The sequence below is a fragment of the Natrialba chahannaoensis JCM 10990 genome, assembly GCF_000337135.1.
GTDB lineage: Archaea > Halobacteriota > Halobacteria > Halobacteriales > Natrialbaceae > Natrialba > Natrialba chahannaoensis.
In genome coordinates this window covers 89,516-104,351 of sequence record NZ_AOIN01000046.1, presented here as the reverse complement: position 1 = coordinate 104,351, position 14,836 = coordinate 89,516, and the positions used below count along the sequence as shown (strand labels likewise).

The following is a 14,836-nucleotide window of genomic DNA, read 5'->3' as shown; positions in this document are numbered from 1 at the left end:
ATTACTGTTTCACCGTCAGTTTCTCGGTTTCGACACCCTTCACGTCCAGATCGAAGCTCGCGTCGTCTGCGACCTCATACTTGAGTACCGCGTCGTCGCCGCTCGACACGTCGGCCTCCCACTTGATGAACCACTCGCCGTCCATCTCGACGACGGTCGCGCCGTCGGAGAGGCCGGCCGGTTCGGCCGAGACGATGTCGGTAATCTCGAGCGTCTTGTTCGTACTCGAGTTGTTCTCGACGACGACGGAGACGGCCTGGCCGTCGCCGTTCTGTTCGAGTTCGCGCTCGACGAGCACGTTGTTCATGATGCGAGCGATGGCGTCGTCGATGTCAGGTTCGTCGCGGCCGGTGACCTCGGCGACCTTCGTTGCCATTTCGGGCAGGATGGTTCCGAGGACGTTCTGTTTCTTCCGGCGCTTTTGCATCGAGCGGCGCTTGTTGAGGAAGCTTTTGAGGTCGCGGGCGGCTTCCCGAATGGCGAGTTCGATCTCGTCTTCGATTTCGGGGACGTTCGCGACGGCGTCTTTCGACTCGCTGGTGAACGGGACGTTCGTCGAGGCGACGTGGATCATGATGACGACGGGGCCATTGGGGAGTCCGGAGCCGCCGGGTTGGTCGAGTCCGTAGTTGCGCCAGCCGATGGACTTGACCACGTCGGTCGTCGCACACGCGCCGCGCTGGTAGACAAGCGGGACACGGTTTGCGAATCGCATCACGTTCGCGCTGCCCTCGGCCGGCAATTCGCCGCCGTAGGCGATGCCGGCTTCGACGACGAACGGATCGCCGCCGTGGACCTCGGCGTCTCGTGTCGCCGAGGAGTAGAACTCCGCGTCGAACTCCTTCTCCAGACCGGCCTGGATGAGATCGTCGGAGATCGGCGAGAGACACCGTGTTGGCGGGGCCATGATGTCGGTTGCACGCATTCCGTCGACCAGATCGCTCGTCGCGTCGCGGTCGCCCTCGAGTTCGCGCACGAGCGGCGGGTCGTCGGGGACGGTGGCCATTACGCCCCAGATTGCCTCGACGACGTTCTCGCGGGCGGTGTCGCCGAACGCGACGTCGTCGTACTCCTCGGTGAGTTCGGCCGCGCGGTCGACGTACTCCCGCAGTGTCTCGTGGGTGAGCCGGTGGCGCGGGTCGTCTTCGGTCTCGTCTTCGAAGGTGCCAGCGAGCCGGACGGCGAAGGCCTGGATGACCTCGTCGTCCTTGCGGGTGCTCGTGGCGTCGTCGGCGAGGTCGTAGAGGTCTGCAACGAGGCGGGACTCGCTCTCGATAGCGTCGTCGGCCGCTGGGTCGTCTGTTTCGTCATCGTCCGCCGGTACGGCGTCGATGAGTTCGAGCCAGACCGCGTCGATGGCGTTCTCGCGGACGGTGTCGCCGAACGTCGTCCCGTGTTCGTCTTCGACGTCGTCAGCAGCCGAATCGACCACATCGCGCAGTTCGTAGTGAGCGATCCGATCGGTGTCGGCGACCTCGTCTTCGATCGCTCCAGCGAACGCAGCCGTCGCGTCGGCTCCCTTGTTCGCGGTGGCGTCGGTGACCGCTGCGTCGAGATCAACCGATTCGTGGCTCGCAGGTGGTCGCCAGCGCATCTCGCGGCCGTAGTGACGGTCGCGGAACGCGTCGATGACCGACTCAGCGGTCTTCTTCCCGACGCGGGTGAACTCTTCCTGTAAGAAGCCGGAGACGGTCTGGGAATCAGTCGCCGCGAGCATCTTGATCACAGTCCCGAGTTCGACGCCGTGTGGGTGTGGACGGATCTCCTCTGTCTCCTCCGGCAACTGATCCGTCGCCCGCTCGAACTTGAAGTGTGCCTTGGGTTCTCGAAGCTCGAGTCGGGCGTGGGGGTTGACGACCGCCGTATGCTTGATGTAGTTGTGAAGCTGCTGGCGGGCGCGCATATTCGCCTCCATCTCGAGTTCGATGCGCGTCCCGTGTGGGCGGTCCCAGGTCGTCGTCTCCTCGACGCTAATCTCGGGTTCGTTGTCGTCCGTGTCGACGATGAGTTCGAAGTACTGTGCTTCGCTCGTGCCTTCGGTCCGGCTGGTGATCTTCGCGGGTTTGCCGCTCGTAAGCTGAGAGTAGAGCACGGCGGCGGAGATACCGATCCCCTGCTGCCCGCGGGATTGTTCGCGGGCGTGGAAGCGAGAGCCATAGAGGAGCTTCCCGAAAACCTTCGGCAGCGATTCCTTGGTGAGTCCCGGTCCGTTGTCCTCGACGATCAGGCGGTAGTAGTCGCCTTCCTCCTGTATTTCGACGTAGATATCCGGGAGAATACCGGCTTCCTCGGCGGCGTCAAGCGCGTTGTCGACGGCCTCTTTGACGGCCGTGACAAGGCCTCGAGCACCGCTGTCGAAGCCGAGCATATGCTTGTTCTTCTCGAAGAACTCGGCGATGGAGATCGCTTGCTGGCTCTCTGCCAGCTCCTCGGCGATCCCCGATTCCTCACCGAGTGTCGACTGGAACGACGTCATCGTTCCCTTGTACTAACGGGGAGGCTAAAAGGTGTGTGCTACCGGAGTGAAAGTGATACTGGCGTGGGCAATACTGGCCAGCCAGCCACTGGACGGCAGCTCCGGTCGGTGTAGCAGTCGAGATTCTCCCGCTACAGACGCTCACAAAGGTTTAACCAGCAGCGAAACTTTGTTCGGGACAAGAGAATACATGGATCCAGACGAGACGGACGAGCGACAGGTGGGCGACACTACGGGAGACAGCCGGTCGTCTCCTCAGTCCGACCCCACGACGGAGGCGGACAGTCGGAGCGTCTCCGACTCAACAGCAGCCGACACCACTGCCGACGCCGACGCTGCTGGCGACACTCGGAGTGACGCCGACCATAGCGCTGACAGTGTGAGCGAGGGAAGCAAGACCGGCGAGGGCGGCGAATCGAGTGAGACAACCGAGAACGACGACACCAGCGAGGGCGTGCGAACGGTCGCCGTCGAAGAAGTCGACCAGCGTATCGTTGACCTGCTCTCGTGGATCCTCGACACTGAAACCCGCGCGAAAATCTACGTCCACCTGCTTGCACACCCCGCAAGCACCTCGGAGGAGGTCGCGAAGGGGACCGGCCTCTACCCGAGCACCGTCCGTGAGGCCCTTGCCGAACTCCACGACGAAGAGCGCGTCACACGACAGAAACGCGCCAGCGAAGGCGCGGGGAACAATCCCTACGAGTACACCGCAATCCAACCGAGTGACCTCGTCGGCGGCGTCGTCGACCAGGTTCAGCAAGAACTGAACACCATCTTTACGCTCGACCGCGTACTCGACCGCTCCGCAGACGGCACCGGTGATTCCCAGGCCAACGGCTCCGAGCCGGTGACTATCACGGTTGACAACAACGACATCGACACAACCGATACAGCCGAGGACACAAACACGACCGGCAACGAACCAGCAGTCGACACGAACTCTGCCCCTGACACTGACTCGTCAGAGGCCCGCGACCGATAACAGGTCTTGAGCCGCTATCTGCCGAAATTCGGCCACTTCCCGCGACTACGATTTGGTACCGCTTCGTTGGGAAGTCAGCCTAACTCGAGTATGGCTGGGCGTTCGATTTCGAGTTCGAGGTTGTACTCGCCTTCGCTTTCGCTTTCACTTTCACCTTCGTCTTCATTTTTGTGCCCGAGCGCAGCCTCACCAGCGGACCCAGCGGCCTGCACCGTCGTTGTCGGCCAGCGATCGGTTGTCGTCAGTACCTCAAACTCGCCATCAGCGAGCAACACGGTATCCTCGCTTTTCGCGCCCTGGATCATCGGGTTCCAGGCGTAGGCCATGGGCTCTACGACGCTCGCTTCGTGGCCGGGTGTCGCGATCCACTCGCGGCCGGAGAAGCCGGCAGCACCGCCCTGGTGATGTTCTTTCCATTCACCGGGATAGTCGACCTCATCGTAGGCGTCCTGAATCGCGCCGAACACGTCACCGGCCGTGCCATCGGTTTCAGCGGCGTTCCGCGTCGCGGCGAGTGCGGTTGTCTCGACGCGTGCGGCGGCCTCGTGGCGCTCGGTCAGCCACTCGGGTGCGTCGAACGCGACGGTCCGGGTACAACTCGCGTGGAGGCCAGCCCGCTCGGTCGTCACCGAGACGAGTGCGTAGTCGCCGAGTTCGGCGTCGGTTGGCGTATAATGGCGATAGCGCTGTGCACGCTCGGAACCGCCGACGAGGATGACGGGAGCTTCGATATTCCGCGCTGAGAGCGCAACTCGCAGGGCAGAAGCGACCTCGTGTTCGCTGTCTCCCGACCGGAGCTCCCGGCAAACGGATTCGACGGCAGCGGCAGTCTCCTGGCCGAGTCGCCGGTAGCGTTCCCGATCCTGTTCGGTCAGTGGCTGCCGGAGCGGCGTCGGATCGACTCGCTCAAGGCCAGGTATGTCCACGTCGGCAGCGGCGCGCTCGTCCTCACCGACGCGGGCAGCGATCACCTCGGCGAGTGAATCGGTGTGCCAGCCGAACTGCTCGACGGAGACGATGTCTGCGTCGAGGTCCGGTAGCTCCTCATCCTCGATTCGGTTCGCTTCGTTGTTCGTCGTCACGATTCGCACGTCGTCGCCGTCGTAGCCGACAACGGCCACGCCCGTCGGCGTCTCCCGGTCGACAACACTGTTGCCGCCAGTCAGCCAGGCGAAGGCGTTCGGCCGGGCGAACCAGACCGACTCGAGTTCGTTGCGCTCGAGGAAGTCGTCCAGTCGCGCGCGTTTGTCCATGCCGGGTGCTGGCGTGGCGGCGTCTTGAATCCGACGGACCACTGATTCGACGGCACCGTCCTGAGAGTGACTCCTGTACGTGTTCGGCGACCTTTGACTGAGGCGGACTCGGGCAATGTAAGTACGGCTGGTCCTAACCTCCGCGTATTCGTGTCGTCCGACAGCCAAACCGCCGATAGGGGACTTCGCTCGCTGATCGCCAGGTTCGGTGTGCCACACCTGCTCGCGACGACGCTCGTGCTCGTCGCCGGAACGATCCTGCTCGGCATCGCCGCGAAGGCAACCGGGTCAGGACTGGCCTGTGAAGCGAACTGGCCGCAGTGTGATGCCGGGCCGTTCAACCTGCTGCCCGCCAATCTGCCGAGTTTTTACGAGTGGTTCCATCGCTTCGTTGCGATGTTCGCTGGCTTTGCGATCATCGGCTCTGCCGTCTCGGCCTGGCGCAGCCCTGACATTGACCGCCGTGTTGCAGCGCTGGTCGTACTCGGAATGGTCCTGACGCCGATTCAGGTCTATCTCGGCCGCGAGACCGTCTTGAGATACGAGATGGAGATTCTCTCGCTACACTTCTGGACTGCGATCCTCATCTTCGCGATGTTCGTCGTCGCGACCGCGCTCGTCTGGAAACCGCGTCTTCGGTCTTCCCACGTGCCCGCCGTGCTAGCGCTCGGGCTTGTCTCCGTTCCGCTGCACGTCGCGCTTAGCCCGACCGATCTGGGGCTTGTTTCGGACTACTCTCCGACCGTACAGTTGCTCCAGTACGGCGTCACCCTCTCGCTGCTCGCATCCGTCATCGTTGCCACCATGGTAACCAACTGGCGAAAAGAGGATCAGACACTCCTCGGTTTGCTCGCCGGGACGACCGTCCTCACGCTCGCTGTGACCTATCTTGGCCGTCGTGCAGTAATGACGCTCAATCCGGCACTCGATCAGCTCTATCTCGTCCTTGCCGGGGTGCTCTTCCTCGCGTTCGGCGTCGTGATTTATCGAAGTCGCAAGTAACGGATCGGCTCTTTTCTCAGTTACCGAGTTCCTGAGCTCTACTCTCTGGTCCCGGTGGTCCCATATCATGGGTCACGCCTGTGCTTGCTGGCCAGAATCGTCACCCGACCATCGTCACGATTCCTACCGCACAAACGACGGCACCGACACCGAGTCCGAACAGTACGTAATTCGCGATTGGGTTCGCAGCCCGCGTCACGTCGAGCGTGTAGTGGCGACCTGAAAGCGGCCAGAACGGTCGAACCCCCATCGGCGTGATAACATCCGCAAACAGGTGTGAAATAATCGCAAGCGTGCCGACGGCGAACGCAAAGGCGATCAGCCCGAGTCCGACAAAGGGTGCCGACTGCCCGACCAGCACGGCAGCGGCCGCCGCGACCAGGATTCCCACGAGCAGCGCAAAGCCGACCGTGTGCGTCGGCCCACGGTGCTCGAGCATCGGTACTCGCTGATCGAAATCCGGGAGCGTCGAGAGCGCGATAGTGACGAACCCACCGATGAGTGCCAGCCCCTCGTATCCTCCCACGGCGACGGCAGTGCCAAGCGGCGCATAGACCAGTAGGGCAGCCCCGTAGTGGCCGACCTGATACATTTGTGGCCAGAGAGGCAGCGGCTGCTGATAAACCCTCCGCGAAGCGGGCGGGGCTGGTCGCTCTGGCTGTTTCGAGGGTCGTCAGAAAGGCAACGATGGTTCCGTTCAGCATAGGTGTTGGAACGATAATAAAAACAAGATGGATCCACTGGATCGAATACGAAGACAGTGATAAATGACTTCGATATCTAACGAGGACTTACTTGTAAGTCCGTGGGAATGTATCACCAAAGATAGTTAGTATGCATAGCCGAGGGAAAACTGAGCGAATCCGTCCAAAAGAGCCCCCCGTGAACTCGAGTCCACGTCCCCAGCCGACCGCTGTCAGCACCACCGCCGACAGATGAGTGTCATCGCTACTGTCGCCGTCCCTGCAACGGCGTTTCCGCTCGGATCAGTGCTGGATACAGCCGGTGCAGACGATGCAACTGTCACCATCGAAACAACGATTCCCACGAGTGAGGGGGTGATCCCTTACCTTTGGGTCCCCGTTGACGTCGCCGACGCTATCGTCACGACACTCGAGTCCCGGTCGATGGTGTCCGGCGTCTCGGTCATCGACGAGTTCGACGGTACGGCCCTCATCGAAATCGAATGGGCAACGACCGTCAACGGAATCCTCGCGTCGATCCAGGAGAGTGACGCACTCGTAACGAACGCTATGGGAACCGCTGACCAGTGGACGTTTCGGCTTCGCTTCCCCTCCTACGACTCCCTGTCTGCGTTCTACACTGCCTGTGTCGACCGCGAAATCCCGATCGAACTCCTCCAGCTCCACGAGGCCGTCGGCGCGAGCGACGACCAGCGATTCGGTCTCACGACCGCCCAGCGGGAGTTGATCGTCGCCGCCTACGAATCAGGGTACTTCGACGTTCCCCGAGGAACGACACTCGTCGAACTCGGCCACGAACTCGGTATCTCTGACTCCGCAGTCTCTCAGCGACTCCGGCGCGGCCTCTCAACGCTGATCGGCTCGACACTAGCTATCGATCCCCACCATACCGAAGACGGAGATGCGGACTCGGGGTACTCGAGTATGGCCGCTGCGAACGCAGACACAGCTGTCGATGGTGACAGGATGCAACGGATGCCATCGGATGAGGGTGATGCGGACCAGTACGAATACGAGTATACCGACGAGTCGACGCCTGCAGCTGAAGGCGAAGATGTTGCAGACGAGACGGAGTCCGACACTGCAGATGGACGTGGTGGAGAGGGTCCAGAACTGCAGTCGAACGGGGCAAACGGATCGAACACGTCGAACGAGTAGGATCGGAACCGTGGCCGATAGTAGACAGCGAGCGATACCCCATCGTTCAGTAGGTGAAACTGGTCAAAATGAGATCACAGCGGTGAATCCGAAAGGGGAGAAGCAATTGCACCAAATAGTCTACTGCACGAACAACGCTAGTGGAGAGACAGCCCCAACTGACCACACAGACACAATGTGCCACAACCGCGGCCGTTATGGGTCAGCCACTCCTTCGGGCGAACGTGCAAAACGTCACCGACAGGACGAGTAACCCGTTCGGACTCAGACCACCGTTCGACCGGAGCGGCCCCGACGAACGGACCGCCGTCTTCGGCTACGGTGACGCCAACGCTGACTTCCACGTCATCGGCGATCACCCCGGCGTCCACGGCGGCAAGCGAACCGGTGTGCCCTTCACCGAAACCGCGAACGGGAACGCGATTCAGGACGTTCTTCGCGGCCCCAGAATCGACTTCGCGAGCGGTCCCCGTGACCGACCTGTACTCGAGAACTGCTATCTGAGCTACGTTCACATGTGTAGTCTCCCGGACGGCCACCAGCCGACCGTGAGCGAGTACGCGGAACTCGAGCGCTACTTCGATGCCGAACTCCGGGCGATCAACGCGCACATTCTGCTGCCGGTCGGCGAGCAGGCGACGGATCACGTCCTCCGGGAGTACACAACCCAGCGTCGCCGGATCGATCTGGACATGGCCGACCTCCACGCGACGGAACTCCGCGGCCGCGGGTTCATGGTCGTCCCGGTTCGGAATCCAACCGAGTGGGATGACGGCGACCGCGAGGCGATTCTCGAGACGCTACGTGGGATTCTGGCGAGTGATTATCGGCAGACGAAGGGCGTGGCGACGCGAATCGGGTAGACGTACTGCTGCTGGTTCCGTCTCATCGCGTCTGTCGACAGCTTTTCACCGACCGAGGTACTTTCTGATCGTCGCCCGCAACGGGAGCCCGAGCGCCCCGAGCAGCGGCAGGACGACGAACAACACCAGATCGAGCGGTAGCGTCGCGTATCCTACAGATCCGGCAGCAAACCCACACAGCGGGGCCAATACCGGGAGGACGTACGCGTACGACGGCGTCCAGCCGGGCCCGCGTCGCGTGTGCGTGAGGATGACGGTAAACAGGAACGGCATCAACACCGCACCGGCGAGCAGCGGCCCGCCGAACAGCGTTGTCGAAATCCCGAGCGCGATTGCGAGCAGGATCGTCTCGTCGATCGAGAGCGGCCGCCAGGGCTCTTCTCGCCAACCGAGTCGGACGGCAAGTATCGCACCGAGTACGAGCGCGACGAACCCGCCCAGCGCAGCGTACCACTCCATCGGCGCGACCGGCGGCGGTACGATCTCCGAGCGCTGGACGAACACCGCGCCGGTGTCGATGCCGTACCGTCCGCTCTCGAGTACCCCCCAGATCGCGGCGGGATCGGTTCCGACGGCAGCCAGTTCTGTGCGAAGTAACTCGAGTCCCGTCTCGTTGCCGAGCGCGAAGTCGGCGAGACCGGCGAGATAGACGAGCACCGAGAGCCAGAGCAAGGCGAGTCCGAAACGCTGGCGACGCCACCAGCGGACGACGGGGTTGGTTCGGAGCCAGGCAAAGCGGGTGTTCGAGTCGTCGGTGTCGGAGCCAGTGTCGGCGTGAGAACCGGCAGCTGTACTCGAGTCGGCAGTGCCAGTGTTGTTCGCTGTTCCGCTCTTTCGCCCACCAGTAGCTGCCCCCGATCCCTGTTGCGTGCGTGTTCTCGAGTTCCGGTTGGTCGCTGTTCCACTCGAGGTGCTGGCCGACGCCGCCTCTGCCTTCGTTTTGGAACGCGAACGCGAATTCGAACGGGAACCCGATGACGAACGCGAACTCGAGTTCGATCCCGACGACCCACTCGAACGGCGGCGTGAACTGGACGACTTGCTACTCGAACTCGAACTGGGGTTGGAACGGGAACCGGACGAACTGGTGCTGGAACGGGACCGGGAACGAGAACTCGACGACGAACTCGAGTTCCGACTGGAGCCAGAGCCACCCCTAGCGTCTGTACTAGAGGTAGGACGGGACTGGGTGCGGGAGTTTCGGCTGGAGCTGGACGAACCGCGTGTCGTTCGGTTTCGGCTGCTACTGCTCTGCCCGCTTTCACCGCTTTTACTCTTACTCGTTGACCGTGACGTCGACGTGGAAGAACGCCCAGATGTCGTTTTTGTCTTTGTCTTCGTTGTTCGTCTGCTACTCGAGCTTGAACCCGTGTCCGAACTGGTTCTGGAACTGGAGCGTGAACGTGAACTTGAACTTGAACTCGTACTCGAGTCGTCGTCCGAACTCGCCCAGACTTCGGGGTCGGGAATGCCACTGGTCCGTTTGGCGACGTAGTCTTTGTGTCCGAGGCGGTCGTAGGCCTGGCGCTCGACCGGTTCGCTGAGGATTTCGTAGGCTTTCTTGACGGCGACGAACTGCGCTTGCGCGCGGTCGTCATCGTTCAGATCTGGATGGTAGACGCGGACCTTCTCGCGGTAGGCATCTTTGATCTCCTCTTGGGAGGCGTCGGATGGAAGCTCGAGAAGGTCGTAGAAATCCTCAGTCATTGACGATCGAGAGCGTACTGTCTACGCTGCTGTTGTGCGGGAACTGTTATAATATCAGTGTTCTCGTCGTTCCAGCAAGTTGGAACGTCGGTTGGCGCGAGAACAGCGGGTTTCCGAGTGACCGAGACGGGTAGCTGGTGACACTGCTTTGCGGGAGCTACGTGAAATCAGCTAGTATCGTTTGCCCCTCAGGTACCCGAGGAGTTGTTGTAGCCGACGTAGTTTCGGACGGAGTGGTTTCAGCGTTGACTTCATCACTCTTCTCGATGGATGCGCTCTCGTCGGTGGTTGTCGCGTCTTTTGGGGCGCTATTGTGTTCGGGACTGCCTGTGAACGCTGTCAGTGTTTCCTGTCCGGTAGCACTCACAGCGGGACCAGGTTCGGTTTCGGAGTTGGATCCAGTTTCGGGTTCGGACTCGGCTTCAAACTCGTAGAGGGCAACGGCGTCTGTCTCGGAATCTGATTCCGGATCAGTGCTAGACTCCGGCTCCGGCCACGTGTCGGACTCTGGTTCTGGTTCTGGCTCTGGTTCTGGTTCTGAATCTGGGTCTGGGTCTGGGTCTGAATTGGACCCGAGTACTCCTTTTTCCTCATACTCTTTCCCCACATCCGCTGTCTCTTTGTCAGGCCCACTGGACGCTGTCGCTGCGCCGTCCCAGCCGTCCAGACTCGTCTGGTCTGCCGTCGCGAACTCGAGATTGGCCACGCGAACACCCAACTTGCGAACCGGCTCTGTCTCGAACTCGGTGAACAGGTCGCGGGTAATCCGCTCGACGAGGTCAGGATCGTCGACCGGACCGGGAAGCGAGCGGGCTCTGGTGTTAACGTCGAACGGCGGCAGGACGGCCTTGACGCCCACGGTTCTGTACAGCGCACCCTCGCGCTGGGCGCGGTCGGCGACGGCCGCCGCGAGGGTCTCGATCTGCTCGTATTTGGGTTCCGGGTCGGAAACAGGCTCGGCGAAGGCCGACTCGCGGGAAAAGCTCTTGGGGTCACCCTTCGGTTCGACGCGGCGCTCGTCCTCGCCGCGGGCACGATCGTAGAGTTCCTGACCGCGCTCGCCGAAGCGCTCGACCAACGGATCAGGATCGGCCGCGGCCACGTCGGCGGCCGTCTCGAGTCCCATCTCTCGGAGTTCGCGCGCCGTCACGGGACCGACGCCGTGGAGCAACTCGACGTCGAGCGGGGCGAGAAACTCCCGCACCTCACCGGGTTCGACGACGGTCAATCCGTCCGGCTTGTCGAAGTCGCTCGCGATCTTCGCGGCGCTCATCGTTGGCGCGACGCCAATACTGACGACGACACCGACCTCGCGCCGAATTCGATCCTTGACGTGCCGAGCGAAGCCGTCCGCGACCTCCCAGGCAGTGCGCTCGGTCACATCGAGGTAGGCCTCGTCGATGCTCACCTCGCGGACGATGTCCGCGCAGTCGTGGAGGATTTCCCGAACCTCAGCTGCGATGGACTCGTAGAAGTCCATATCGACAGGGCGGTAGTAGCCGGTCTCGTCCTCAGTCAGGTCCGGATCGTGGTCTTCTGTGTCTGGTGAAAGGGCGGCGCGCCGCGGCAGGGACTCGAGTGCGGACGAGATTGCCTGGGCGCTTTCGACGCCGAACTCGCGGGCTTCGTAGCTGGCGGTGGCGACGGCACCGACGGTGTCGCCGGGTTCGTAGCCCATGCCGACGACGACGGGGTCGCCGCGGAGGTCGGGCTCGCGGAGTCGCTCGCAGGCGGCGTAGAAGCAATCCGCGTCGACGTGGAGGACGATACGGTCTACGGTGTCCTCGGTTTCGACGCCGGGTAGTTGTGGCCCGTTGGACATTGGTTGTGTGTTTGTGTGAGTTGTGCCTGGATCTGTCCCAGTGCGTTCGTCTAGCGGTAGGGGAGGGACGTTGTGAACGTTGCGTCCGGTGCTGGCGGTGCTGGCGGTGCTGGGTGAGGTCCCAGCCCTGACTCAGTTGTAGCCCCGCCAGCGATGGCCACACTCTGTACACTTGAAGAATCGCGTCGGTGGCTCGTCGGCAGAGGCCGTCTGCTTCAGTGTGTACCAGGCTTCCTGTGTCCCACACTCGTCGCAGACGACATCGGTCGCCTTCGGCTTGCCTTCGAAATTCGCGTTCTCGTCGGACTCGATGACCTCGTCGTCGGTCTGGGACTCGGTCGTGATGAACTCGTCTTCGCGGTCGCGGTCGCGTTCACTCGCGGCACCACAGTTCGTACAGACCATCCGGTCGTCCTCAGCCATCATCATCGAGCCGCAATCGTCACAGAACTGCATACCCCGACTGTACGGTCGGCTGTGCAAAAAATACGTCGTCACCGTTCATGTGGGACGCTGTCAGCGCGACAGTAGCTCTACCTCCCAAGGACCAGCAGCATCGACGGTAACGTAACCAATTCCCTCAACCGAGAACGTCGTCTCGCCCTCGAACTGATCCAGTTCGTTGAACACGAGCTCGGGGAATGTAAGTCCGAACACCGACTCCTCCTGGGGGAGTATTTCGACGATGAAGTTCCCCTGTCCCTCGTGGACACCGCGCGCTTCGCCGAGCCCGTCGAACTGAAACGGCCCTGCCCAGTCTGGGGTATCTCCCGCAAGCGAGGCGGGCAACGACTCAGCATCGTCGTCCGTCGCCTGTGGCTGCTGGATCTCGATCTCCCAGCTCCCATCCGCATCGACATCCAGCAGGTACTGTCCTGCTGCGGCGATGAGCCCCGTCGCACCGGTGTACGCACCGATCGTATTGACGAGCAACTCTGCCCGATTGCCGGTAGTGGGAACGAGATCCACAATGAAGTTCGAGTCGCCGTCGTGTACACTTTCGACGATCGTCACGCCGTCTTCGAGTTCGAACTCGTCAGTGACTGTCGACCCAGCATCGCTGAACGTAATCGGCTCCGATTCCACTGTCTGGTCGGTATCCTGCCGTGCACTGGCACTCGAGTACAGTGTGCTTCCCATCAGTACCATGCCCCCAAATCCCAGACCCGCCGCAAGATAGCGTCGTCGACGCATAGAGAGGCCTCAACCCAGGAGCGGCTTCGAACCGTCTCCGTAATCGCTACGACTGTCGCGTTGGCTGGCACTATCGGCGCAGGTGGTGCTTCTCGACCGTTGCACCGCTCGTTGCCGCACGCGACACGAGCACTTCACCAGACAGCCCGCGTTCTGCGAGTGCATCCTCGGCCGCGGCGACCGCTTCTTCGGCGTGGCCGCGGTCCGTCACGCCGTACACCACTGGCCCCCACGAGGACTGCCCGATCCCCGAGAGAACCGGACAGGACTCGAGTGCCTCCACCAGTTCACCGGCGGGTGGGCGGAAGACACCACCCTGGGCGTCAGCGTACCACGCGCCGTTCTTCCGGCCGATTTCGCGGATGGCTTCGCCGAAGGCCTCGAGTCGGTCCGCGGCCGCGGCGGGGAGCAATTTTCGGGTGACGACGCCGGCGAGTTCGTCCGCGATGGCAGGGTCGGCGCGTTCGACGACGGTGCGCATACTGGCATCCTCGTTCTCGCCGCTGCGGCCAGGGTCTGCGTCGGGGACGACGACAAGAAAGCGCCAGTCCTCGGGGAGGTCGTGGCGGGCGACGACGGGCGGGACTGTCCAGTCGCCCTCTTCGGGTGGCGCGGTCGTAAAGCGATTCGTCGGGTGGCCTGCGTCGACGACGAAGCCACCGTTCTCGAAGGTGGCGACGCCGACGCCGCTGCGGCCGCCCCGACCCAGTGCGGGCGCGTTCGCCCTGACCTTCGGATTCAGGTCGTAGGCGTGGGCCGTCGCTGCAAGCACCGAAAGCGCGATCTGGGTCCCGCTCCCGAGGCCGACGTGTCGTGGTAGCGGCTTCTCGAGTCCGATCTCGACGCCGGGAACGTCGAGGACGCCGAGAGCCCGTTCGGCGTACTCGCGTACGAGCGAATCGTCGGCGACGAGTTCGTCGGCACGGGTTGCTGTGACGGTTACTTGGGGGGTTTCGAGACCGATACCGATACCGCCGTAAAGTCGTTCGCGAGCGAGCGAGAGGTTCTGGAAGCCGACGTGGAGACGAGCGCCGGCGCTGACAGTGACGGCGTGTTCTCTGTCGGCCTGTGAGGGGTGCCCAGTGCTCGGGTCGCTCGCGTTCGGCATGTGTACGCACTATTGGTCGGTCTTGGAAAGGAGGTTTCGACGCTGGCAACGCCTGACGACAGTTGCTGTGAGACAACAGAGAGGTGGTGGAAGACAGGAGAGAGTAGGTAGTAGAGGGCAGACAGTACGCAGTAGACTGTAGGCAGCAGACCGCAGAATAGGGGCGTTACACGCAGCGATTACCGACTCGGTGCGCCGTAGTCGACGTGGACCGTCGGCGTGCTCGCTGATTCCGGAGCGGGAACACCGTTCCAGTCGACCACGTGGACGTTCGCCATCTCGCCGGCGAACCGGAACCGCTGGACACCCACATCAATCGTTCCCTCTGCAACCTTCTCAGAAACCACGACGCCCTCGGAAACGGGATCGTCTGCGACCATTTCGATCTCGCCGTCGACAGCGATTTCGAACATCGAGGGAACCCCGCGACCAACGATCGTCACGAGATTGGGGAGTTGGTTGGCTGATTGTGCGTCCGAATCCTGTTGTACCGGATCGTCGCGTGCCATGCTTCGATGAGATAAATGGGAGGGTATAAACTTTCTTCCTCCAGAATCGGTAAGA

At 62.2% G+C, this 14,836-nt stretch carries 15 protein-coding genes and 1 pseudogene; 6 read left to right on the top strand and 10 right to left on the bottom strand.

Going from position 1 to position 14,836, the window contains the following annotated elements:
* Nucleotide 1 precedes the first annotated feature (1 nt).
* Nucleotides 2-2,476 (bottom strand): DNA topoisomerase VI subunit B, encoded by a 2,475-nt coding sequence (locus C482_RS07910; protein WP_006167011.1) that lies wholly within the window; start codon nucleotides 2,474-2,476, stop codon nucleotides 2-4.
* 190 nt (nucleotides 2,477-2,666) lie between these two features.
* Between C482_RS07910 and C482_RS07905 the strand changes: the two genes are divergently transcribed.
* A complete protein-coding gene (locus C482_RS07905; protein ID WP_006167010.1) occupies nucleotides 2,667-3,461 on the top strand; it encodes a helix-turn-helix domain-containing protein in 795 nt (264 codons plus the stop codon).
* A 74-nt stretch (nucleotides 3,462-3,535) separates the two neighbouring features.
* Here C482_RS07905 and C482_RS07900 read toward each other — a convergent pair whose 3' ends face one another.
* Nucleotides 3,536-4,714, bottom strand: coding sequence for a M24 family metallopeptidase (locus C482_RS07900; protein WP_006167009.1), 1,179 nt, complete (start codon nucleotides 4,712-4,714; stop codon nucleotides 3,536-3,538).
* Between the two features lie 150 nt (nucleotides 4,715-4,864).
* On the opposite strand from C482_RS07900, the gene C482_RS07895 reads away from it, so the two are divergent.
* Nucleotides 4,865-5,716, top strand: a complete 852-nt coding sequence (locus C482_RS07895; protein WP_006167008.1) for a COX15/CtaA family protein — start codon at nucleotides 4,865-4,867, stop codon at nucleotides 5,714-5,716.
* Between the two features lie 100 nt (nucleotides 5,717-5,816).
* Here C482_RS07895 and C482_RS07890 read toward each other — a convergent pair whose 3' ends face one another.
* A complete protein-coding gene (locus C482_RS07890; RefSeq protein WP_006167007.1) occupies nucleotides 5,817-6,308 on the bottom strand; it encodes a metal-dependent hydrolase in 492 nt (163 codons plus the stop codon).
* Nucleotides 6,309-6,310: 2 nt separating this feature from the next.
* Between C482_RS07890 and C482_RS21480 the strand changes: the two genes are divergently transcribed.
* The 3 genes from C482_RS21480 to C482_RS07880 all read left to right on the top strand — a co-directional run bounded on the left by C482_RS21480 (nucleotide 6,311) and on the right by C482_RS07880 (nucleotide 8,441).
* On the top strand, nucleotides 6,311-6,487 hold the full coding sequence (locus C482_RS21480; RefSeq protein ID WP_161605592.1) for a hypothetical protein: 177 nt from the start codon (nucleotides 6,311-6,313) through the stop codon (nucleotides 6,485-6,487).
* Between the two features lie 164 nt (nucleotides 6,488-6,651).
* Complete coding sequence (locus C482_RS07885) at nucleotides 6,652-7,578, top strand: helix-turn-helix domain-containing protein (protein WP_006167006.1); 927 nt, start codon at nucleotides 6,652-6,654, stop codon at nucleotides 7,576-7,578.
* 197 nt (nucleotides 7,579-7,775) lie between these two features.
* Nucleotides 7,776-8,441 (top strand): uracil-DNA glycosylase family protein, encoded by a 666-nt coding sequence (locus tag C482_RS07880; protein WP_006167005.1) that lies wholly within the window; start codon nucleotides 7,776-7,778, stop codon nucleotides 8,439-8,441.
* Between the two features lie 45 nt (nucleotides 8,442-8,486).
* Here C482_RS07880 and C482_RS22315 read toward each other — a convergent pair whose 3' ends face one another.
* Nucleotides 8,487-9,098, bottom strand: a complete 612-nt coding sequence (locus C482_RS22315; RefSeq protein ID WP_241431906.1) for a molecular chaperone DnaJ — start codon at nucleotides 9,096-9,098, stop codon at nucleotides 8,487-8,489.
* A gap of 232 nt (nucleotides 9,099-9,330) precedes the next feature.
* Between C482_RS22315 and C482_RS22310 the strand changes: the two genes are divergently transcribed.
* The gene (locus C482_RS22310) at nucleotides 9,331-9,936 is read left to right on the top strand and encodes a hypothetical protein (RefSeq protein WP_241431905.1); all 606 of its coding nucleotides are present in this window, start codon (nucleotides 9,331-9,333) and stop codon (nucleotides 9,934-9,936) included.
* Between the two features lie 77 nt (nucleotides 9,937-10,013).
* Here C482_RS22310 and C482_RS22305 read toward each other — a convergent pair.
* From C482_RS22305 to C482_RS07840, 6 genes and pseudogenes are all read right to left on the bottom strand, one after another.
* Nucleotides 10,014-10,148: pseudogene (locus C482_RS22305) on the bottom strand (DnaJ domain-containing protein); the annotation flags it as partial.
* Nucleotides 10,149-10,305: 157 nt separating this feature from the next.
* The gene (locus tag C482_RS07860; protein WP_006167001.1) at nucleotides 10,306-11,970 is read right to left on the bottom strand and encodes a Y-family DNA polymerase; all 1,665 of its coding nucleotides are present in this window, start codon (nucleotides 11,968-11,970) and stop codon (nucleotides 10,306-10,308) included.
* Between the two features lie 132 nt (nucleotides 11,971-12,102).
* Nucleotides 12,103-12,426 carry a transcription factor S gene (locus C482_RS07855; protein WP_006167000.1) on the bottom strand — a complete coding sequence of 108 codons (324 nt, stop codon included), beginning with the start codon at nucleotides 12,424-12,426 and terminating at the stop codon, nucleotides 12,103-12,105.
* A 60-nt stretch (nucleotides 12,427-12,486) separates the two neighbouring features.
* Nucleotides 12,487-13,164 carry a hypothetical protein gene (locus C482_RS07850; protein ID WP_049896561.1) on the bottom strand — a complete coding sequence of 226 codons (678 nt, stop codon included), beginning with the start codon at nucleotides 13,162-13,164 and terminating at the stop codon, nucleotides 12,487-12,489.
* A 70-nt stretch (nucleotides 13,165-13,234) separates the two neighbouring features.
* Complete coding sequence (locus tag C482_RS07845) at nucleotides 13,235-14,272, bottom strand: beta-ribofuranosylaminobenzene 5'-phosphate synthase family protein (RefSeq protein WP_006166998.1); 1,038 nt, start codon at nucleotides 14,270-14,272, stop codon at nucleotides 13,235-13,237.
* Between the two features lie 179 nt (nucleotides 14,273-14,451).
* Nucleotides 14,452-14,781, bottom strand: a complete 330-nt coding sequence (locus C482_RS07840) for a hypothetical protein (protein ID WP_006166997.1) — start codon at nucleotides 14,779-14,781, stop codon at nucleotides 14,452-14,454.
* Between the last annotated feature and the right edge of the window lie 55 nt (nucleotides 14,782-14,836).